Raw genomic sequence first — 18927 nt, 5'->3', positions numbered from 1 at the left:
CATTTGTTGATCACGAGGATCGACCGATATGGAAATCATTTCGATGATCACTTTGATTGCGGCTGGGGTTGTTTCCGGCCTGGTGCTGATCGCAGGCATCATCTATCTTTGCATTCTTCGCGAGGAGAAGAGGCGGCCGGCGATCCGGCCAGAAGGTCCGTTGACCGGCCTCCAGTTTGAGCGCACCGAAGGCGGAGCTTGGCCGACATCGCACAGTGACGGAGCGCATCATTGAACAGGCACCTCCTTTGATCAAACCGGTGTCTGATCTTACAGAGAAGGCGAAAGCCGCGATAAGAGATGCGTTTGCCGGAGTTACCTTGGGCGATGGCATTGGCCTTGGTGAGGCGCGAGCGCTTGACGACTACGCGAGCAATGAAGTTCGTGCCGCATTTCGGGCCAATGATGAGAAGAGCGACTGGACCGCAATCGCCGCAGAGATTCTAAATAAGCACCCCAGCAGCCCGTCGTTTTTCGATGCCGAAGGAATGCGATTTCATTTGCCCGCGTATCTGATTGCTGATCTCGACAATCTCTACGAACACGAATTCGTATATCACCTGTGCGGGCCTCTGGAGAAATTTTCCCTTCTTACTGCGCTTCAACGGAGTGCCGTGGAATTGTATCTGCACGCAATTTGCGAAAGGAAAAATACGGCTTCCTATCAGTATGATGTAAAAAGAGCGCTGGAAGAGTGGGCGGCGTGGTGAATTCGACTGCTACCTTGATGAGCGCGGGATGCTCAGATTGTCGGTGCCGTCGACACAAGGCAGTGTTCGACGGCGACGAAGATTTGGCGAACTGGCGAATCAAAGCGGTGGCGCAGCCGAACAGCAACGCGAACACATAGACACGCGAGAGCTGCGCAGCCCCAGTCACAGTCGGCATGCCGAGCGCCGCGACCCGGCGCAGGTCCAGAGAGAATATGCGGCTCCGAATGGGGGGCCGTATGAGTCGTTATCTCGTAGTCCGTTGCTGAAGTTGTGGCGTCGATTGAAGATCGTTGATCAGGATCGCCGCCGCGCCGATCGCTGCAGGTACGGCGAGTGCGCAGAAGATGCCGCGGAAGTCCCAGCCGAAGCCGAGCAGTAGACCGCCGATCGATGAGCCTAGGATACTACCGAGCCGGCCAACGCCGAGCATCCAGCTTACGCCCGTCGCACGTGCGAAAGTTGGATAGCGACCGGGTGCATACGCATTGAGGCCGGTCTGCCCGCCACTCATGAAGAACCCGACAGCTGCGACGATCGCAGCCAGGGCTGCTGACGTTAAGCCGCTGAAGGCAAGCATTATCAGCGCGACTGCGCCAAACAGGTAGGATACCGAGATCGCGCTCTTCGAACCGATCCGTTGCATCGCGAAACCGACCACTATGGCGCCGATCGTGCCGCCCAGCTGGAACATGGCGGTGACATTTGCTGCCGTCTCGATCGGCATGCCCGCGTCCTTGATCATGGTAGGAAGCCAGCTCGTCGTCAGATAGATCACCAGCAGGCCCATGAAATAGCACAGCCAAAGCGACAGGGTGCGGATGATGAATGCCGGGGTGAACAGAAGCGCAACCGGCTGGCTCGCGGTCACAGGCTCGTCTTCGAGCGTGAATTCGCTGACCGACCTGAGATCCTCCCCCGTCACCCGCGATAGCTGCTTGCGGATCCGATCGGTCGGAGCTGCGCGGACGACCATGAAGCGTGCAGATTCCGGAAGGAGGAAAATCAAGATCACGAAAAGCGCGAGCGGCACGATGCCTCCGAACACGAGCACTGAATGCCAGCCGAACTTCGCAAGCAGATATGCGGCGACGAAGCCGATGATCGCAGAGCCAAAGTTGAAGCCGGTGAACATGATCGCCAGAAGAACGGAGCGCTTCTGCTCGGGCACATATTCAGACAGTAACGTCGTCGTGTTGGGCATGGCGGCGCCGAGGCCGAGGCCAGTCAGAAAACGGAGCGCGGCCATCTCTGTGGGACTCTGAGTGAGCGCGGTGAGCAGGCTTAGGACTCCGAAGGCGAAGACCGAACCGAGCAGCACTCGGCGCCGTCCGAACCAGTCGGAAGACGAGCCGGCAAGGATCGCGCCGATCGCCAGACCAACCGGCGCCGCCGCCATTACGAGACCGAAGGCGGGCTTGGAAATCCCCCAATCACCCGTGATGGCCGGGGCGAGAAAGCCCATGATGGCGACGTCCATGCCGTCGCAGAAGACGATCAGGAAGCAGAGAACAGTCAGTGTCCATTGCATTCGCGACATCGGGCGGCTGTTGATGTAAGACCTGATCTCCAGGACGGTTGACTGTGTCATATGCTCCTCCGACATGATGGTTGCGCGTGTCCGCGCGGGGCTTCATGCATGGGCGTTGTGGATCGCCCATGCATCGGTCCGCTCGCGGAAATGGCTTTATGGAATCGCTCGATCGACGCTCCCCGCCAACTTCCTCCGCCCCTGCGCTTCGTTGACGGCCAAGCAGTACGCGTCTTGCGCCACTACCTCCAATCCAATCAGAGGTCCGCGGCATAAGCAGCGGCTATAGAATGGTTGCGTCCTGCACGGCCTCATTCTGAAAAGTCGAAAACGTCCAGAACCTTCATAGTATCGCGCCGCGACGTGGAGCGATTAGTTTAAGGGTTCGACTTGTTGGGGCAGTGTTGGAAGCGGCGCACCGATAGCGTAACACGCGTTCGAGGAAAGCGTCTTAAGGGAAGGCTATAGGCGATGAGTTTGCCTTGCCTTCGCTTCCTCGCGGATCTCGTCGAGAAAAGCTGCCTGGGCGGCGGTGGGGAGCCATCCCTTGCGGATCGTAATGCCGATCGGCCGTTTGGTATGGGTGAGATCGAACGGCAGGGACGCCATGAGGCCGCGCTTGATCTCCGCTGCGGCCTGGCCGCCCGACACGAAACCGAGATGGTCGCTCTGGTCGAGCAGTTCGCGCATCAGGATCAGCGAGCTGGACTCGACCACGCTTTTCGGCCCCTGCGATTGACCTTGGAAGAGGGCATCGAAGTGGCTTCTGATCGGAGTGCCGCTCGTTGCAACCACCCAGGGATAGGAGGCCAGATCGCCTATGCATATTTGGGGTTTCCCGATGAGCGGATGGCGTTTGCCTGCGACGATCACCACAATGTCATTGAACAGCGTTTCCTGCTCGACATCGTCGATGGGAAGGGGATTGCGCATTGCTCCGATCAGGAAATCGATCTCGCCGCGTCTCAGACCGCCGAGCAGTTCAGCATAGACACCCTCGACAACCTTGATCGGCAGTTTCGGCCGCTTCCTGCGAAACCGGGCGATCGCCGACGGCAGGATGAATGAGCGCGACAGAGGCATGCCGCCCACGACGATCAGTCCGGCCTCCTGCGCACGGGCTTCGGCGAGATCCGCCTCTGCCTGATGGAGTTCGGCGAATGCGAGGCGGGTCGCCTGAGCGAGATTCTGCGCCAGACGCGTGGCAACCATCCCATAGGACGTTCTCTCAAATAACGGACGGGCCGCCTCTTTTTCCAGCTGGCTCACGGCGCGGTGGATAGTCGGTTGCGCCACCCCGAGCCGGCGCGCCGCAAGGGTGAAATTCTCCAACTCTCTGACCCCGACGAGGGCTTCGAGTTGCGCCGACGTGGCTGTCACCTTGAGCCTTGGCGCAAGCTCGACCAGTGCCGGATCGAGATAGGAGAAGGCGCGTCTCACCCGTAGAAACAAGAGCTTGCCTTCGTCGTTGACGAAGAGGCCATGTGGCGAACGCGTGAACAACGCATATCCCAGTGTCTTCTCGATCTTCGATATGGCCTGCGTGACTGCCGGCTGCGATACGTAGCAGATCTCGGCCGCGCGGGTGACAGAGCCCGTTTCGACAACGGCCAGAAAAACGCGTAGATGCCGCAGATTATGCCTCATTGAGTCGCGGAGGCTCCCTTGTTTTTCTCCTCGTTCATCCTTTCGAGGATGCAGTCGGCTCGGCTTCCGAGATCATCGATATTCGCGGGGACACAGAGCGCGGCTATCTCGTCCTGCCAATCGGCGATAGCTGCCGACATCCTGTCGGGAAGTCCGAGATCACGGACGGTTGCGGCAACCTCGCGCATCTCGGCCGCCCGACGCGCCCCATGCACCATCATCCTTTCGAGGTTGTAGGAGCTGCGCTTGGCCCAGTCTATTCCGGGATCGGAGGCCTGCAACGACGCAATGACGGCGTTCTCGACCCCAGCGCGGCGGGCCGCAAGCATCGCCTCCGCCGTCAGGGCTTCGATACCTTTGACGATGACAGAACGCAGCATCTTGATCGATGACGCCTGTCCCACTTTCTCACCCGCAGACTTCGGCTTCATCCCGAGATGTTCAAGCGCCGCATTCGCTGCTTCTGCATGGGGACCGGAAACCAGCAGCGGCGTGAGATGGCGCGCCGGATGCACTGGCGACATGACGGCGACATCGACATAACGGCCACCCGCTGCTTCGATTGCCTCAGCCGCGCTTATTTTGGCCGTTGGTGAGCAGGAATTGCAGTCGAAATAGAGTGCACCTGCCTTGAGCCAGCGAGCGGCATCTCTGGCGGCCGGCAAAGCCTGGTCCGCTGTGACGAGGCTGAAGACTATGGCGGCGTCGGAGAGGGCTTGCCGGGCCTCATCGACATGGTGGACGTTGAGTTCGGCGCAAGCCGTTGCGATTTGGCTGGTCCAGCGCAGATCGGCGGTCTTGATGTCGTAGGCGGCAACCAGCGCTCCGTCCGGTCGCGCCCAGCCCGATGCAAATGCGCGTGCTGCCTCGCCGAATCCGATCATGCCGATCTTGAACTGGTTGATCATCCGCTTATCCCGCAGCCGCTCCATCAAGCCATGCCCGCTTTAGACGAAGAAAGGCTGCACCGCTATTCATTATAGCCAAAACTTATGGACAAGGCGTCGAAAGAAAATTGGCAAACAAGCCGTTCGGAGCGACATACGATTTCGAAAAACAGGAGATTTCCATGTCCGACAAGAAGACCGCATTGGTAATCAGCGCCCATGCAGCAGATTTCGTCTGGCGCTGCGGAGGTGCGATCGCTCTGCACGCCGACAAAGGTTACGATGTGACCGTCGTCTGCTTGTCCTTCGGCGAGCGGGGCGAGTCTGCCAAGCTCTGGAAGCAGAAGGACATGACGCTCGACCGCGTAAAGGCAGCGCGGCGCGCCGAGTCGGAAAAGGCAGCTCAGGCGCTTGGCGTCCATGACCTCATCTGCTTTGACCTCGGGGACTATCCCCTACGCATGACGGACGAAGATAAGTATCGTCTCGTGGACGTAATCCGCAATGTGCAGCCCTCCTTCATGCTGAGCCACTCCCAATACGATCCCTACAATACCGACCACATGTATGCCACGCAGGTCGCGCTCGAAACCCGCATGATCGCACAGGCCTGGGGCCACAATCCCGGCGAAAAGGTGCTCGGCGCCCCTCAGCTCTATCTCTTCGAACCGCATCAGACGGAGCAGATGGGCTGGAAGCCTGACGTCTTCCTCGACATCACCTCCGTATGGGATAAGAAGCGATCCGCCATCGAATGCATGGAAGGCCAGGAGCATCTTTGGGAATTTTATACCCGCGTTGCCCAGAACCGTGCCAACCATTTCCAGCGCAATTCCGGCGGCCAGTCCGGCGGGCGTGCGTCTAAATATGCGGAAGGCTTTCAGTCGATTTTCCCGCGCACGGTCGACGAGCTTTGACGGCGCTCTCGGGAGGAGCCTGACATGGAACCCTGTTTCGACATTGCTCACCTCGGCCATGTGGAGATGTTCACTGACAGATATGACGAGAGCCTCGATTTCTTCGTCAATGTCTACGGATTGACCTTGGCGGGTGAGGACGAGAGTTCTGCTTATCTGCGGGGCTGGGATGATTACGAATTCCACACCCTGAAATTGACGCGCAACGAGACGACCGGAATCGGGCATGTCGCCTATAGAGTTTCATCGCCGGAAGCGCTTGAACGGCGCGTCAAGACGATCGAGGCCAGCGGCTACGATGTGCTGGGCTGGGTAAATGGCGATATCGGTCATGGCCGGGCGTTCCAGTTCAGGGATCCTTTCGGCCATGTCTTCGAAATCTATTGGGATACACTCCGCTACGATCCACCGCCGAAGGAGCGGCCGAAGCTCAAGAACCTTGCCCAGCGCTATCATGCGCGGGGCTGTCATCCGCGACGCCTCGATCATCTGAACCTGCTTGCCGCGGATGTATCCGAGTTCCGCAGGTTCATGGAGACCTGCCTCGGATCCCGCGTCACCGAGATGATCCAACTCGACAATGGCCGCCTTGGCGGGTGCTGGTTCACGGTCAATAACAAGACCTATGACCTTGCCTGCACCGAAGAACACGGCCGCGGAGAAGGGCGCCTGCACCATGTGACCTACGCGACCGACACGCGCGAAGAAATTCTGCGCGCCGCCGACATCTTCCTCGAAAACGGCATCCACATTGAAACCGGCCCTCACAAGCACGCGATTCAGGGGACTTTCTTCCTCTATGTCTGGGAGCCCGCCGGCAACCGGGTCGAGCTCGCCAATTCCGGCGCACGGCTGATCCTTGCACCCGATTGGCAGCCCGTCGTGTGGACCGAGACCGAACGAAAGAAGGGGCAGGCCTGGGGTCTGAAAACAATCGAAACGTTCCACACGCACGGGACGCCGCCCGCAAAGTAGCAAGGAGACCATGGATGGGAGTCGTTGTTCAGAATATTTCGCGCGCTGAACCTGATTTGATCGAAAGGCTTGCCAAGGCAGGTGTCGCAACCGTCCACGAGGCGCAAGGGCGCAAGGGGATGCTCGCGAGCTACATGCGGCCGATCTACGCCGGCGCGCAGATCGCCGGTTCCGCGGTGACGATTTCAGCCCCTCCCGGCGACAACTGGATGATCCATGTGGCGATCGAGCAGCTCAGGGAAGGAGATATTCTCGTCCTTGCGCCGACATCGCCTTGCGACAACGGTTATTTTGGCGATCTGCTCGCGACATCGGCCATGGCGCGTGGCTGCCGCGGCCTCGTGATCGATGCGGGTGTTCGCGATGTGCGAGACCTGACCCAGATGGGCTTTCCCGTCTGGTCAAAGGCGGTTTCCGCACAGGGGACCGTCAAGGAGACCCTCGGGTCGGTGAATATCCCCGTTGTCTGCGCCGGCGCCCATATCGAGCCGGGGGACATCATTATAGCCGACGACGATGGCATCTGCGTGGTCAAACACACCGAGATTGCCGACGTCGTAGCTGCCGCAGAAAAGCGGCTGGCCAACGAGGACGCCAAGCGCAAGCGGCTCGCTGCCGGTGAGCTCGGCCTTGATATTTATGGCATGCGCGAGACGCTTGCTGCAAAGGGGCTCAGATATGTCTGAGGACGGCATTCCTTGCCTGTGGATGCGAGGGGGCACCTCGAAGGGTGCCTATTTTGTTGCCGAACACCTTCCGTCCGACAAGACAGTGCGCGACGATCTTCTGCTAAGGATTATGGGCTCCCCCGATCCTCGTCAGATTGACGGCATCGGCGGCGCGGACCCGCTGACCTCCAAGGTGGCCGTCCTCTCACGGTCGACGCGGCCTGACGCCGACGTCGACTATCTCTTCCTGCAGGTCTTCGTCGACCAGGCACTTGTCAGCGATGCACAAGGGTGTGGCAACATCCTAGCAGGCGTAGGGCCGGCGGCCATCGAGCGCGGGCTTGTTGAACCGACGGGCGATGTCACCGAAGTCCGAATTCACATGCTCAATTCAGGCGAAGTGGCGATCGCAAGAATCGAAACACCTGATGGCCGCGTGACATATGGCGGCGACACCGTGATCGCTGGCGTGCCGGGTAGTCACGCCGCAGTCCCGCTGTTTTTTTCCGACATCGCCGGGTCGATGTGCGGCGCACTTCTTCCGACCGGCCATGACGTCGACGTGATCGATGGGATTGAGGCCACGCTTATCGACAATGGAATGCCTTGCGTGATCATGCGCGCCTCGGACTTCGGTCTCACCGGTTCGGAAACCCGCGAGGAACTTGAAGCCAATACCGAGATCAAGGCGCGCATCGAAGCGATCCGGCTCAAGGCAGGACCACTGATGAACCTCGGTGATGTAAGGTCAGCATCGGTCCCGAAAATGACGCTGATCTCGGCTCCTCTGGCGGGTGGCGCCATTTCGACACGCAGCTTCATTCCGCATCGGGTGCATGCGTCGGTAGGCGTGCTCGCTGCTGTAACCGTTGCGACGGCGACCCGGCTACCGGACAGCCCGGCCGGGAAGCTGGTTCGGGCGCCCGCGGATGGTCGCTATCAGATCGAGCATCCTACAGGCAGCATGGAAGTGTTTCTGGACATCGACGCCGAAGGGCAAATCAAGGCTGCGGGTACGATCCGTACGGCAAGAAAACTGTTCGAAGGTCGTATTTTTCCGCGTGATTAGGGACATTGTTCGGGCACTCCCAAGGCGATGCCACGTCGGTTTTAGTTCCATAATGCATGTTATGCTAGAAATACGCGTTAAAGTTGCTGTCATTACGATGGCTCTCCCTGCGATCATCGTGGATTCCAGAGACACGAAATCGGTACCGACGGGCATCGGCTTTGCAGGGATAATCGGGATCAATCACAATATCCGTTCGGTTGCCAATCCTGAGAATGGGGAACGGCTCCATTCAATAGGAAACCTACCCCTCTACCTCGCATCGGCCGTAGAGTGATCTCAGTTTAGCCCGTTGTGTGCTCGACATGGTCTGGGAAAAGTCGCTCAATGCCCAAAATAGCGCGATCTTTTCCAGCTGGGTCGGATTGACCATTCCGCATCGAAACAGGTTGATCAGCGCGACGGCAAAGCCATCCCGGCTGTATTGAGCATCATCGAACCAGCTCTGGGTCGTAGCTAAGTCGAATACCCGCTTTATGACTTCGAGCTCGCTCTGCGACAAAGCGCCTTGTGCGAAGCGTTTCAACCTTTCCATCATCGTCTCCACCGCGAGACTGCTGGCAACCCCACGTAAGCTGGGCATGAGCAAAAACTGCCATATGCCGGCCAAGTTCTCCTAGGTCCTTTCCGCCGTTGACCGTGCCCATAGAGTTTGCGGGCGGAACGGTACACTCGGCGGTATGAAGCAGCATGGGATTGCGACACCGGTAGGCGCCATAAACAATTGCTTACAGACGTGATCCGGGTCATCTCACGATTCCCGTGCCACAGCCTTAGATCAGAGCCAGTTCAGCGAACGGCAGATATTGTAGGCAATCGCAAGCCATGCAGTGATGATTGCTCCAAATATTATAAGCGCAATCCTCATATTCCCTTCTTTGAAATCCGCGACGATGCCTGCTGCATCGGTGGAGCTCACTTTTCTCACGGACCATCCCACTCTGGTTAGTGCTCTTCTACGCAAGCTCGATCTCTTGAAGTTTCTGTTTGTGAGCGCCGTTGATAACAAAAGGACCCGAGCTTGCTAACAGTGACCATGTGTGTCGCTGACAAGCCCGTTCAGATGTTCACCGGATAGCCTCGGGAACTCGGTTTCTAACATCGAAAGAAGAGCGGCTTGTGCTGCTTTTATAAGGAATACGGCCTGCGATGCGTTGAGCTCACTTGCGATTCCTCCGGCATACTGCATCATTTTTGCAAGCGCCAAAATCTCTCCCTGGCGTTCCTGTCCCTCAAAATCAGTCACGTTAAAAGCCCCAACAAATGATATCGTTGGGGTAGATTGGCATATTTCGATTGATATGGTGCGTTGCAAAAGCGTTGCACACGCAATACTTGTATTTTTGAATCAATTACATACGGTGAAATTGTGGGAAAAGTTTGCGCCACAGAGGAGTTGCATTGAAAGACCAGTCCGTCATATGTGCCGGCAACGGCGCCTCGGCAATGGCGCGGATGAGCTCCATGGCGTCGTTACGCTTTTGATCGGTCCATGCTTTTGCGACGAGAGTCCTCACCTGCCCTATGTCCATGTCGGCGGCATCGGCGAGACGTCTCCAAGTCCGATCCTTGAAGAAGAGACGCCGTGCTGCCCGGGAGAGCCGCAGAGCCTCTTCCTTGCCGATAATGGCCTGATCAATCGCGGTCTCTATCGTCGCATCGACATTGACCAATGGCACCGACAAAGGGGGATAGCCCAATTCCGCAGGGCCATGAAGGAGAGCAACATCCGCATCCTCCTCCCGGAGACCGGAGGCATAGTCACCGAATATCCTGCCGATGCCGATCATGCCGTAGGCCTGGCATTCCACCGCGCGGAGCGCTCCCATGCTGGCTGCTCCAAATACGGGAACGCCCTGAGATAGGGCAAAGAGCAACTCCTTGTGCCAGACGGGCGCGACGAACTCGAACTGGCCGTCGATGAGGCCGATAGCAACCGCGCCATCCTCAAGAGCTCTGACGACGTCACCTTGGCACGCCGGCGGTCGTATGACCATCGTATTGTCGATATGCGCTTTGGCATCGGGCAGGCTCGGCCCCACGAAGATGACTTTCACAGGAAACTCTTTGACAATGCGCGGCTGCCGAAACGAATGCGGCGATCGCCGTCCGGATGTTCGAGCTGCGGCGCGAAAACCTTTACCACCGATGCCGGCAGCCATTCGGGTGCCAGCTCGATGGCATAAAGCTGGTCAATACCGCCTTCCAGCAAAGCCTCGACAAGCTGGCCGAGCGCATCTTGCGCAGACCCGGCCGACATCGTCGGCAGTTCGTTCAGGTTCGTCGTGCACCGCGCCTGGAACGACTGCAGGTGAGCAGGATCGGCGCGGCGAGAGAACAGTTCCGGGACAAGATCATCTCTGGCACCAGCGATGAAGGTCATCCGCGACTGCACAGCCTCGGAAATGGCCCGAGCTGCAGCCACATCGGGAGACAAGGATGCCCCTGCCCCCATGGTCAAGTCCACATATCGGAGCGAGCCATCATCGCCTTTCGGCCGCAGCATTGCGACGATGGAGGCAACGGCCAGATCGCTCGTCACATCGAAAAGAGCGAGATCGAAGCCTGCCGAGAAAATCTTCTCCAACATCTCGCAAACACCCTCATCTTCGATGCTTTGCGGATCTATCCGGCGTGCATGCCGAGACTCCGGCTCGTCGACGTTCCAAAGGACGCAAGCATCGCGCTCTACCCGCTCCAGCAGCCCGTGCAGGACTGCCTCATGCCAAGTATTCCCCGACGCCAATCCGTCCGATGATATCCAAAAGCGTGGGCGGACATGCGTCCGGTCAAGATGAATGGCCTCGAAAGGTACGAATATCGAGGCGTTCTTAGCCAGATCGTGGGCTTGAGACCATCCGATCTGTTCCGTCGTCTCTACCGGTTGTGCGCCGATCGCCAGCAGATCCTCCAGGCAATCCGTGGCATGGCCGCTTGCGGCAAGATCATCCTGGCTTGCCATCAACGCTGAACAGGAAGGTTGGGTCGCGACAGATCGCTCGATTGCTTCCATCACCGCGGATGTCTTCGCGGAGACATCGTCCAGACCTTTTCCCTGAGCGATGACGATTGCCCTCGAATTCGGGGCGTAGGCGCACCAAACGGGAATGCCTATGCGATCGAGCTCGGTCTGGCGGCCAACACGGGTTATGCCAAGTCGTCCCAGATAGGGCCAAACCCTCGACAAGGTTTCGCCAGGAGGGGATGCTCTAAAGTTGTTTGACACCGATCACGAGTGCCTAGCCTTCAAAGAGGCCCGACGCCACGTCGCCTGCCGACGTCAACGCCACAGCGAAATCGACATCTTTCTCCACTCTGATCCCTTTGGCCCGCCAGGATTCAGCCTTCCCCAGATCGCCCGTCAGCCTCCGCGTGTATCGAACGATGGTCCCCTTTTCGAGGTCAGCCAACCAAAGCCCCTTTTCACCCTTAATTCCAATCAGAACTGCCTTTGCCATAATCTCTTCCTCTCAAAAACCGGCCTTCAACAGGCCTTCCCTATAATGCTCAATCTGCCACTTTTCCTTGATTGGAATCATGGCAAGCCATGCCTCAAGATCGAAATTCGGATTGTCGCGCAGGGCGCGCTGTCGATACATCTTGGCCTTCGCGAGATCCCCCAGCATTGCCCAGCTTGCCGCCGCAAGCCTGCTTGCTGGTCCCGCGTCTCTCATCCTGTCCAGATAGGCCAGCGTTTCCATATATTCTCCTGTGAAATAGCTGGCTCCTGCCGCGGTCCAATAATAGTAGTCCGGAGCAAGCGGATTGAGATCAAGAGCCGTCGCGACCTTCTCCAATGCCGCTTTCGGATTGGCGCCATGGGTAAGGCTGTCGGCGTGGCTGCAAATCACATCCGCATAATACGGGCTTAGGTCCTCGGCGTTCGATAGAGCCTCAAGGCTGCCGTCGATATTGCCGCGGTAGAGCCGGGCGACGCCGATTTCCTTAAAGCCCCCGGCGAATTGGCTGTCATCGTGGATTGCATCGGCCGCCATTTTTTCCGCTTGATGCAACAGATCGCCATCGCCGCGAGCCGTCAGAACCCATTCCATCGTCAAGGTTCTGGCAATGCCCGCAAGTGCCGCGGCAAAACCCCGCTCGTGCTCGAGAGCCTCCTTAAAATGCTTGCGTGCGCGGCGGACATTCTGAAGGCTCAGGCGGGACAGGCATTGGACGCCCTTGAGATAGGCAAAATAGGCTTCAGGCTTGCAGCTAAAGTCAGAAACTATGTGGTGGAAGGCGCCCACACGCTCGATTATGGAGTGCTGGATCGCAGTGGCGATCTCGTTGCGATGCTCCGTTATGGCCGCGCTATCCAATTGAACGCGCGTTGCCCAGACAATTTCATCGCGCGGCATGAAAATCAGCTGCGCAAAAAGACTGTCGCCCGTCCTCTTCGTATCGAGCGCGTAGACGACATTATGTTGCTTGAGAAGGCCAGCCTTGTCGTTTGAGGAGCGAATCTGTTCAGCGGTATAGGGCGCGACGACGGATACGCTTCGATCGACACAAAGACTGATCGTCAGGTCTTCGATGACTGCATTGGCGACCGACCCGGCACGCTCTGAATCCTCCAGGGTCTCGGGAGGAAGCAGAGCGATACGTGGCACTCCGTTGTCGGCGATCGCAATCATATCCTGAGCCGGCGGGTCTGAATTCGGATCTCTCGTGACGCCAATCAGCTGACTGTAAGACGTGATTTTCTCGCCGAGCGCGACCCTGACTTCATCATCGGTCTGGTCCCAGTCCAGCAGAAGCATGGCTGCACGTTTCAATTCGCCGCGGTTTTGAGACCAGGAAGGTTGGCTCATCGTCTTGAAGAATTCTGCTCGTAGCTCCCGTGCAAACCGTGCCCGAACATCGCGTACCCAGACAGCCACAGCTCCGGAGCCATTGCCGTGAGCCGGTAGAAACGTCTTGGCGACGGCATCGGCGAGCGCGCCGAGCTTGGTAACGCCGGACGCATTTTCGATGCTATCCAGGTCGCACCGCAACGCGTTGAAGTTCAAGGTGATGTCCGTCATGGCACCGCCGATCAATGGTTCGGGGGATTTGGACGTTACAGTCGCCAACCGTAGCAGGGTCGACCTCAAATTGGCGCCGGCGGCCTGAAGATTGCTGGACCAAAGAAAAGCGGCCAGATCTTTCCGTGGTATCGGCTGCCGGCAATCGTAGAGATAGGCCAGCATGAGCAGCGCCTGCCTCGGCACGTTCACGCGATCACCTTTCTCATCATAAAGGGCACAACTACCGAGTGTCGTTAAATGAAATGTCATCTTGCCAGGTCAGCGCTCGTTGTCAGGTTTGGATGATTGCACGAAAGCGAGGATCTTCGCCCGCAACCGCTTGTCCTCGATCCCGGACAAGGCCGTACGCAGAACGGCCTTGTGATGCTTCGCAAGTCGAAAATCAGTCAGCGCTTCCTTGGAGGGAAAGGCGTCGTCCGATGCACTTTCGAAGAAAAACATGACCGGTACAGCGAGGATTTCTGAAATGCGCAGAAGGCGGCCAGCGCTGATTTTTTCGATGCCGCGTTCGCATCTATCGAGCTGTTGAGGGCTTATGCGAAGCTTCTCGGCCAATACATCCTGCGCAATTGACAATTCCTCCCGACGCAATCGAATGCGCAATCCAACCTCGACATCGATCGCATCGGTTTTTTTGTCCATGAAGGAACCGCCAGAAGAGAAACTGCTTTCATGTTCGCAGGTTTCCCTTGAATTCACAATCTTCCAGCAAGGTGCTCAAAGTCAATTTTACACAGCGGCGGGAAGTTTCCGATCACCATATCAAGGCCGTAGCAAAATCGTCCTTTGCAGCTGCAGCCGCATCGGCGATATTTCACTACAGCGGCTCCTGGCTGCCGCGCGATGTCAGGCGTTGGCGAAAACATCGGCGCCAAGAATTCTCTTCAGCGATCCGATGGCCGAGGCCGGGGTATAAGAGCCGGTTACACCGCCGAGCGACCGCGAACTCACCGAAATATCCCATTCGAGACCCCTGCCGGAAACCGCTATATGGTGCCGCATCGTTTTCGTATCGGGATCGGCGACGACGATGCTGCGGGTACGGTCAAAGCCGATGCCCGCAAAGGCAACGGCGGCATGCACATTGACGTTGCGCGGAAACCGCATGCAGGCCTCGCGGGTCGAGCCATCGAAGAGCGTCCCCTTGGCGTCGGCCGGCTGGCTGAGACTTGCGCCGCTTTTCGTTGTGGTTATCACTACTTTTTCAATTTGCTCACGGCCGTCCCGCAGACCATCGAGACCGAGAACGGCGCCGTGTGGAACGAAGAGGCGTCGTCCGCTCCTGCTGGCCGCCGCATGCATCGCCGCCTCCACGGTGCGATCCGCCAGCGCGGAGCAACTGAATCCGCAGAGGTCCGAATGGGCAAGGATATCCGGCCCCAGCCTACTCAGAAGAGCCGGCGTCGCGCATTCGAGCACAAGGTCCGCCTTCCGGTCGAGCGCATGCTCGGCGTCATCCGTGACGAGCGCAGCCATGGCTGCATTCTGCGCATATTTGTTCTTGTCGGATACGAGAATATAAGCGACCTCGACCCCATCGAGACTGCCGACATAGTCGAACAGGCTCCTGCCGATCACGCCTGCGCCGATAATTCCTATAGTTCTGTATTTCATCATCCCCCCTACATGGATTTCTGTGCCAGCGGTCTCGACCTTCGTCGCAACCCTTGTCAAGTTTTGGATACCTCTTCACAGGCCTCGACAAAAGCGCGAATGGCGGCAATCCGTGGGCCGGAATTCGCCCACAGCACACCCATATTGCGAAGCTCTCCCTCTTCCATTCGATGTTTTTGCAGCCGCAGTCCCTCCGGCCACGGCGGGGCCCAGTCTGGAACAAGCGCGACGCCCAGTCCGCGGTCGACCAGTGCGGCAATGGCATCCAGCGCGTCCAGTTCCGCCCATTCGCGCACGCTGATGGCATGACGACGGAGATAACGGTCGACGATCTGGCCACCCCACTGATTGCGGTCATAGCGAATGAAGGGCTGCTGCGTAAGCGCCAGATGATAATCGTGAATTTGCAGCTCCACGGGCGCCAGCAAGACCAAGGGTTCGCGCCGGATGGTCGACCAGCCGAATGCTTTGGGAATCGGAAATTGCGGCTCGATGATGAGAGCGGCATCCAGCTCACCTGACAAAACCGCATGGTAGAGGTTCACAGACGAACCCGGCTGCAGGAAATAGTCGATCTGCCGAAATCGCTCGCTGAGGGTCGCGGTAATATGAGGGATGAGGCCCGTCATGGCCGTCGCCGTCGCACCGAGGCGAAGTTGTCCGCTCGGGAGATCGCTCGCAGCTATTGCTCGCAGGTCTCTCGCCGTTCGCACAAGCGCCGGTCCGTGGCGCTGCACGGCAAGACCTGCAGCAGTGGGCCGGACCGTGCGTCCGACACGAGAAACCAATGCCTGCCCGAGCTCCGTCTCCAGCGCTCTTATGCGCTGAGCGACTGCCGCCGGCGTCATATTCAAGCGCCGTGCCGCTTCGGCGACCGATCCGCATTCGGCGACGATGAGGAAGCTTTCGAGGAATTTCGTGTCCATAAGATATATTTTCTATCTTCTGAAGAAACTGGCAAGCATATTTTATTGCTTTAAATCCAAGCTATCCTAGCTTCCGGCCTCCCCGCCGATGAAAGGAGTTTCAATGACCATTCAAGCCAAATTCGAGCGCATGGGCACCGACGCCGCGCCAGGCCAGGAAGTGCGGCAGCAAGTCGAAGGTATCGAAGCGCTGCTGCGCGGCGAACCAATCGCGGGACGTCAGGTCGATTTTTCCCATGGTGACGTCGATGCGTTTACGCCGACGCCGGGCGCTTTCGAAGTCTTCACGGCTGGGGTCGAGGCTGGCGGCAAGCAGGCCTATACCGAATACCGCGGTGATCTCTCGATCCGCGAGCAGCTTGCGCCTAGTCTTGCAAGCTTTACCGGCGCCCCGATCGACGCCGCCGATGGCATGATTCTGACGCCCGGCACGCAGGGCGCCCTGTTCCTCGCCGTCGCCTCCACCGTCGCGCATGGCGACAAGGTTGCGGTGGTGCAGCCCGATTATTTTGCCAACCGTAAACTGGTGGAATTCTGCGAGGGCCATATGATGCCCATTCGGATGGACTACCTGGATGCCGAGGGGCGCGCAGGTCTCGATCTCGGCCAACTGGAAGATGCTTTTGCCGCTGGTGCGAAAGTTTTCCTGTTTTCCAATCCGAACAACCCGGCCGGTGTTGTTTATTCGCGTGAGGAGATCGAGACGATCGCGTCGCTGGCCAGCCGCTATGGTGCGACGGTCATCGTCGACCAGCTTTATTCACGGCTGCTCTATTCCGGCGTCGACTATGCGCATCTGCGCGCGGAGGCCATCGATGCGGAAAACGTGATCACTATCATGGGTCCGTCGAAGACCGAGTCGCTGAGCGGTTACCGCTTGGGCGTGGCCTTCGGCTCGAAGGCGATCATCAACCGGATGGAAAAGCTGCAGGCGATCGTATCTTTACGCGCCGGCGGGTATAGTCAGGCGGTGTTCCGGACTTGGTTCAACGAACCCGAAGGCTGGATGGACCGACGCGTGCGCGAACATGAGGCCATTCGGGACGATCTCCTCGGGCTATTCCGTGCAGGCAAGGACATCAAGGTTCGCACCACCGAGGCAGGAAGCTATGTCTTCCCGCAATTGCCTCCTCTTGCCGTCGGTGGCAAGGATTTCGTGCGGATCCTCCGGCTGCAGGCAAGCGTCATCGTAACGCCCGGCACCGAGTTCAGCCCATTTTGCGACAACAGCGTGCGCCTGAACTTCTCGCAGGACCACGCTGCCGCGGTAGCCGCCGTAGAGCGGCTCATTTCGCTTGTCGATCGTTATCGCGCATGAAACAGCCTCCTCAATATAGCAGGAGGGCTCCATGCTTGCGGATATCGATTCGACAACACCATGAGCTCCGTGACGGAGGTCGAAATTCGGCCGCGCTGTTTTTAAATCGATCTTAAAAATCGAGATGCCAAGCTAATCGATTTTAATTTGTGCATTAAAAAATTCTTGTTGCGGTGCGAAGAAAATCGCTCCTAACTGCTCCACGCCATTCTGTCCGTTGGAGGAAACGCGCAATGACGATTTCATTTCCGCTTACAGACAAGCGTACTGTCGATGAGCTGCTGAAGCATCTGAACGCGCATAAGCTCTTCTGTCCCGGAAACTGCGCCATCACCGTCAACCCCCTCGCCGTGCACGTTTCGTCGTGCCTTTCTTATGCGCTCAGCACCGCTCGGACCGCGTGGTAGAGCTGATCGTTCTTCCGTTGAGCCTGTTTCGAGTTTGGGCATCCGAAGCTTGCGTTCGGACGCCGGCGAAGGCTTTGACCTTGGCGCAGGCCTGATTTTGCGCCCAACAGCCTCGGTAACCGCCGGGCATTGTTTGATTCCGTAACGATACACTCCCGCAGGAGAAAGACATCAATAATGACGACATTCGAAGCCTATCTCGATGCTCATAAGGGAACATTGTTGAATGAGGACATGGCCGCCATCCTCCGCAATATTGCCGAGGCTACCCGGCAGATTTCGGAGAAGCTCAGAAGCTCGTCATTGTCAGGCCTGACAGGCGCAACCGATGCTATCAACGTCCAGGGCGAGACGCAGAAGCCGCTCGATATACTTTCCAACGAGATCATGCTCGAGGCATGCCGTAGATCGCCGGCGATTGCTTTTGCTGTATCGGAAGAACTCGACGCCGAACTGCTCATTCATCCCGCTGGCCGATATGCGATGATCTTCGATCCGCTCGATGGATCGTCCAATCTCGATGTCAACGTAACGGTCGGAACGATCTTTTCCATCGTCGAGGCTAGCTCCGCGGCTGAGATCCTGAAAAGCGGCCGCAGTCAGCTGGTTGCGGGATACGCAGCTTACGGACCGCAAACCAATCTGGTGCTTGCGATCGGAGATGGCGTACAGATTTTCACGCTCGACCAACACGGCGTCTACGTAATGACGACTGCGGACGCCAAGATCGCTCCGGAAACCAAGGAGTTTGCGATCAACGCGGCACGTCGTCCGTCATGGGACGACATCATTACCGAATATGTCGACAAGTCCATCAGAACTCCGGGGTACAATATGCGCTGGGTCGGTTCGATGGTTGCCGACACGCATCGTATCTTCAACCGCGGCGGAATCTTTCTGTATCCCGCCGATCGAAGCAAGCCTGCTTCCGGCGGCCGCCTGCGTCTACTTTATGAGGCGAATCCGATCGGCTTTCTGGTCGAAGCGGCAGGCGGTGCCGCCATTGCCGGGCAGACCGCGATCCTCGACATCGAACCAACCTCGCTGCATCAACGGGTTCCAGTGATTTTTGGCTCGCGCCAGGAGGTCGAAAAAATCAGCCGGGCGTATTGTGTCGAGCGGACGATCGAAACGGCATAGCAACCGAACGGAATTTCGTTTGAATGGGCAAAGACCGCTTCGGCCTTCCGCAAGAAGCCATGACGGGCTCGCCTCGGCCTCGTGAATTGTG

General features: G+C 58.1%; 20 protein-coding genes. 8 read left to right on the top strand and 12 right to left on the bottom strand.

All coding sequences use genetic code 11. From position 1 onward, the window contains the following. Positions 1-43 precede the first annotated feature (43 nt). Positions 44-235, top strand: a complete 192-nt coding sequence (locus tag PH562_RS07920) for a hypothetical protein (RefSeq protein WP_285172538.1) — start codon at positions 44-46, stop codon at positions 233-235. Continuing rightward, entirely contained in the window at positions 216-710 is a 495-nt protein-coding gene (locus PH562_RS07915; RefSeq protein WP_113229215.1) for a DUF6714 family protein, read from the top strand. The genes PH562_RS07920 and PH562_RS07915 overlap by 20 nt, the downstream gene beginning before the upstream one ends. 247 nt (positions 711-957) lie before the next feature. Here PH562_RS07915 and PH562_RS07910 read toward each other — a convergent pair whose 3' ends face one another. From PH562_RS07910 to PH562_RS07900, 3 genes are all read right to left on the bottom strand, one after another. Beyond that, complete coding sequence (locus PH562_RS07910; protein WP_285172537.1) at positions 958-2301, bottom strand: MFS transporter; 1344 nt, start codon at positions 2299-2301, stop codon at positions 958-960. A gap of 402 nt (positions 2302-2703) precedes the next feature. Continuing rightward, positions 2704-3888, bottom strand: a complete 1185-nt coding sequence (locus PH562_RS07905; RefSeq protein ID WP_285172536.1) for a LysR family transcriptional regulator — start codon at positions 3886-3888, stop codon at positions 2704-2706. Beyond that, on the bottom strand, positions 3885-4796 hold the full coding sequence (locus tag PH562_RS07900; protein ID WP_285172535.1) for an NAD(P)-dependent oxidoreductase: 912 nt from the start codon (positions 4794-4796) through the stop codon (positions 3885-3887). Before PH562_RS07900 ends, PH562_RS07905 begins: the two co-directional genes overlap by 4 nt. A 161-nt stretch (positions 4797-4957) precedes the next feature. Here PH562_RS07900 and PH562_RS07895 point away from each other — a divergent pair, with 161 nt between their 5' ends. Genes PH562_RS07895 through PH562_RS07880 form a run of 4 tightly spaced genes read left to right on the top strand, consistent with a single transcriptional unit; the run spans position 4958 to position 8404 of the window. Next, positions 4958-5692 (top strand): PIG-L deacetylase family protein, encoded by a 735-nt coding sequence (locus tag PH562_RS07895; protein WP_113229288.1) that lies wholly within the window; start codon positions 4958-4960, stop codon positions 5690-5692. Between the two features lie 24 nt (positions 5693-5716). Further along, on the top strand, positions 5717-6667 hold the full coding sequence (locus PH562_RS07890) for a VOC family protein (protein WP_285172534.1): 951 nt from the start codon (positions 5717-5719) through the stop codon (positions 6665-6667). 14 nt (positions 6668-6681) lie between these two features. Then, positions 6682-7353 carry a 4-carboxy-4-hydroxy-2-oxoadipate aldolase/oxaloacetate decarboxylase gene (locus tag PH562_RS07885; protein ID WP_285172533.1) on the top strand — a complete coding sequence of 224 codons (672 nt, stop codon included), beginning with the start codon at positions 6682-6684 and terminating at the stop codon, positions 7351-7353. Continuing rightward, positions 7346-8404: a 4-oxalomesaconate tautomerase gene (locus PH562_RS07880; protein WP_285172532.1), complete on the top strand. Its 1059-nt coding sequence runs from the start codon at positions 7346-7348 to the stop codon at positions 8402-8404. The genes PH562_RS07885 and PH562_RS07880 overlap by 8 nt, the downstream gene beginning before the upstream one ends. A gap of 244 nt (positions 8405-8648) precedes the next feature. Here the strand turns inward: PH562_RS07880 and PH562_RS07875 are convergent, their stop codons facing one another. The 9 genes from PH562_RS07875 to PH562_RS07835 all read right to left on the bottom strand — a co-directional run bounded on the left by PH562_RS07875 (position 8649) and on the right by PH562_RS07835 (position 15971). Continuing rightward, complete coding sequence (locus PH562_RS07875) at positions 8649-8987, bottom strand: hypothetical protein (protein ID WP_113229210.1); 339 nt, start codon at positions 8985-8987, stop codon at positions 8649-8651. A gap of 441 nt (positions 8988-9428) precedes the next feature. Next, positions 9429-9650 carry a hypothetical protein gene (locus PH562_RS07870; protein ID WP_113229209.1) on the bottom strand — a complete coding sequence of 74 codons (222 nt, stop codon included), beginning with the start codon at positions 9648-9650 and terminating at the stop codon, positions 9429-9431. Between the two features lie 106 nt (positions 9651-9756). Then, a complete protein-coding gene (locus tag PH562_RS07865) occupies positions 9757-10461 on the bottom strand; it encodes a TfuA-like protein (RefSeq protein WP_285172531.1) in 705 nt (234 codons plus the stop codon). Next, positions 10458-11591, bottom strand: coding sequence for a YcaO-like family protein (locus PH562_RS07860; protein WP_285172530.1), 1134 nt, complete (start codon positions 11589-11591; stop codon positions 10458-10460). Before PH562_RS07860 ends, PH562_RS07865 begins: the two co-directional genes overlap by 4 nt. A 52-nt stretch (positions 11592-11643) precedes the next feature. Then, entirely contained in the window at positions 11644-11862 is a 219-nt protein-coding gene (locus PH562_RS07855; RefSeq protein ID WP_113229206.1) for a hypothetical protein, read from the bottom strand. Between the two features lie 12 nt (positions 11863-11874). Beyond that, a complete protein-coding gene (locus tag PH562_RS07850; RefSeq protein WP_285172529.1) occupies positions 11875-13620 on the bottom strand; it encodes a hypothetical protein in 1746 nt (581 codons plus the stop codon). A gap of 69 nt (positions 13621-13689) precedes the next feature. Further along, on the bottom strand, positions 13690-14073 hold the full coding sequence (locus tag PH562_RS07845) for a helix-turn-helix domain-containing protein (protein WP_113229204.1): 384 nt from the start codon (positions 14071-14073) through the stop codon (positions 13690-13692). A gap of 204 nt (positions 14074-14277) precedes the next feature. After that, positions 14278-15045 carry an aspartate dehydrogenase domain-containing protein gene (locus PH562_RS07840; RefSeq protein ID WP_285172528.1) on the bottom strand — a complete coding sequence of 256 codons (768 nt, stop codon included), beginning with the start codon at positions 15043-15045 and terminating at the stop codon, positions 14278-14280. Between the two features lie 56 nt (positions 15046-15101). Then, positions 15102-15971 (bottom strand): LysR family transcriptional regulator, encoded by an 870-nt coding sequence (locus PH562_RS07835; RefSeq protein ID WP_285172527.1) that lies wholly within the window; start codon positions 15969-15971, stop codon positions 15102-15104. Positions 15972-16074: 103 nt separating this feature from the next. Between PH562_RS07835 and PH562_RS07830 the strand changes: the two genes are divergently transcribed. Both PH562_RS07830 and PH562_RS07825 read left to right on the top strand, forming a co-directional pair. Further along, positions 16075-17289, top strand: coding sequence for a pyridoxal phosphate-dependent aminotransferase (locus tag PH562_RS07830; protein ID WP_285172526.1), 1215 nt, complete (start codon positions 16075-16077; stop codon positions 17287-17289). A gap of 584 nt (positions 17290-17873) precedes the next feature. Beyond that, entirely contained in the window at positions 17874-18836 is a 963-nt protein-coding gene (locus PH562_RS07825; protein ID WP_285172525.1) for a class 1 fructose-bisphosphatase, read from the top strand. The last annotated feature ends 91 nt before the right edge of the window (positions 18837-18927 follow it).

Source organism: Rhizobium centroccidentale (genome assembly GCF_030182565.1).
GTDB lineage: Bacteria > Pseudomonadota > Alphaproteobacteria > Rhizobiales > Rhizobiaceae > Rhizobium.
This window is presented reverse-complemented; position numbering and strand designations above follow the sequence as displayed.

Excerpts from the sequence above, each read along its gene's own strand:
- PH562_RS07920 (WP_285172538.1), top strand. The coding sequence starts at position 44 with ATGATCACTTTGATTGCGGCTGGGGTTGTTTCCGGCCTGGTGCTGATC.
- PH562_RS07910 (WP_285172537.1), bottom strand. The coding sequence starts at position 2,301 with ATGACACAGTCAACCGTCCTGGAGATCAGGTCTTACATCAACAGCCGC.
- PH562_RS07905 (WP_285172536.1), bottom strand. The coding sequence starts at position 3,888 with ATGAGGCATAATCTGCGGCATCTACGCGTTTTTCTGGCCGTTGTCGAA.
- PH562_RS07900 (WP_285172535.1), bottom strand. The coding sequence starts at position 4,796 with ATGATCAACCAGTTCAAGATCGGCATGATCGGATTCGGCGAGGCAGCA.
- PH562_RS07895 (WP_113229288.1), top strand. The coding sequence starts at position 4,958 with ATGTCCGACAAGAAGACCGCATTGGTAATCAGCGCCCATGCAGCAGAT.
- PH562_RS07890 (WP_285172534.1), top strand. The coding sequence starts at position 5,717 with ATGGAACCCTGTTTCGACATTGCTCACCTCGGCCATGTGGAGATGTTC.
- PH562_RS07885 (WP_285172533.1), top strand. The coding sequence starts at position 6,682 with ATGGGAGTCGTTGTTCAGAATATTTCGCGCGCTGAACCTGATTTGATC.
- PH562_RS07880 (WP_285172532.1), top strand. The coding sequence starts at position 7,346 with ATGTCTGAGGACGGCATTCCTTGCCTGTGGATGCGAGGGGGCACCTCG.
- PH562_RS07875 (WP_113229210.1), bottom strand. The coding sequence starts at position 8,987 with ATGCCCAGCTTACGTGGGGTTGCCAGCAGTCTCGCGGTGGAGACGATG.
- PH562_RS07855 (WP_113229206.1), bottom strand. The coding sequence starts at position 11,862 with ATGGCAAAGGCAGTTCTGATTGGAATTAAGGGTGAAAAGGGGCTTTGG.
- PH562_RS07845 (WP_113229204.1), bottom strand. The coding sequence starts at position 14,073 with ATGGACAAAAAAACCGATGCGATCGATGTCGAGGTTGGATTGCGCATT.
- PH562_RS07840 (WP_285172528.1), bottom strand. The coding sequence starts at position 15,045 with ATGAAATACAGAACTATAGGAATTATCGGCGCAGGCGTGATCGGCAGG.
- PH562_RS07835 (WP_285172527.1), bottom strand. The coding sequence starts at position 15,971 with ATGGACACGAAATTCCTCGAAAGCTTCCTCATCGTCGCCGAATGCGGA.
- PH562_RS07830 (WP_285172526.1), top strand. The coding sequence starts at position 16,075 with ATGACCATTCAAGCCAAATTCGAGCGCATGGGCACCGACGCCGCGCCA.
- PH562_RS07825 (WP_285172525.1), top strand. The coding sequence starts at position 17,874 with ATGACGACATTCGAAGCCTATCTCGATGCTCATAAGGGAACATTGTTG.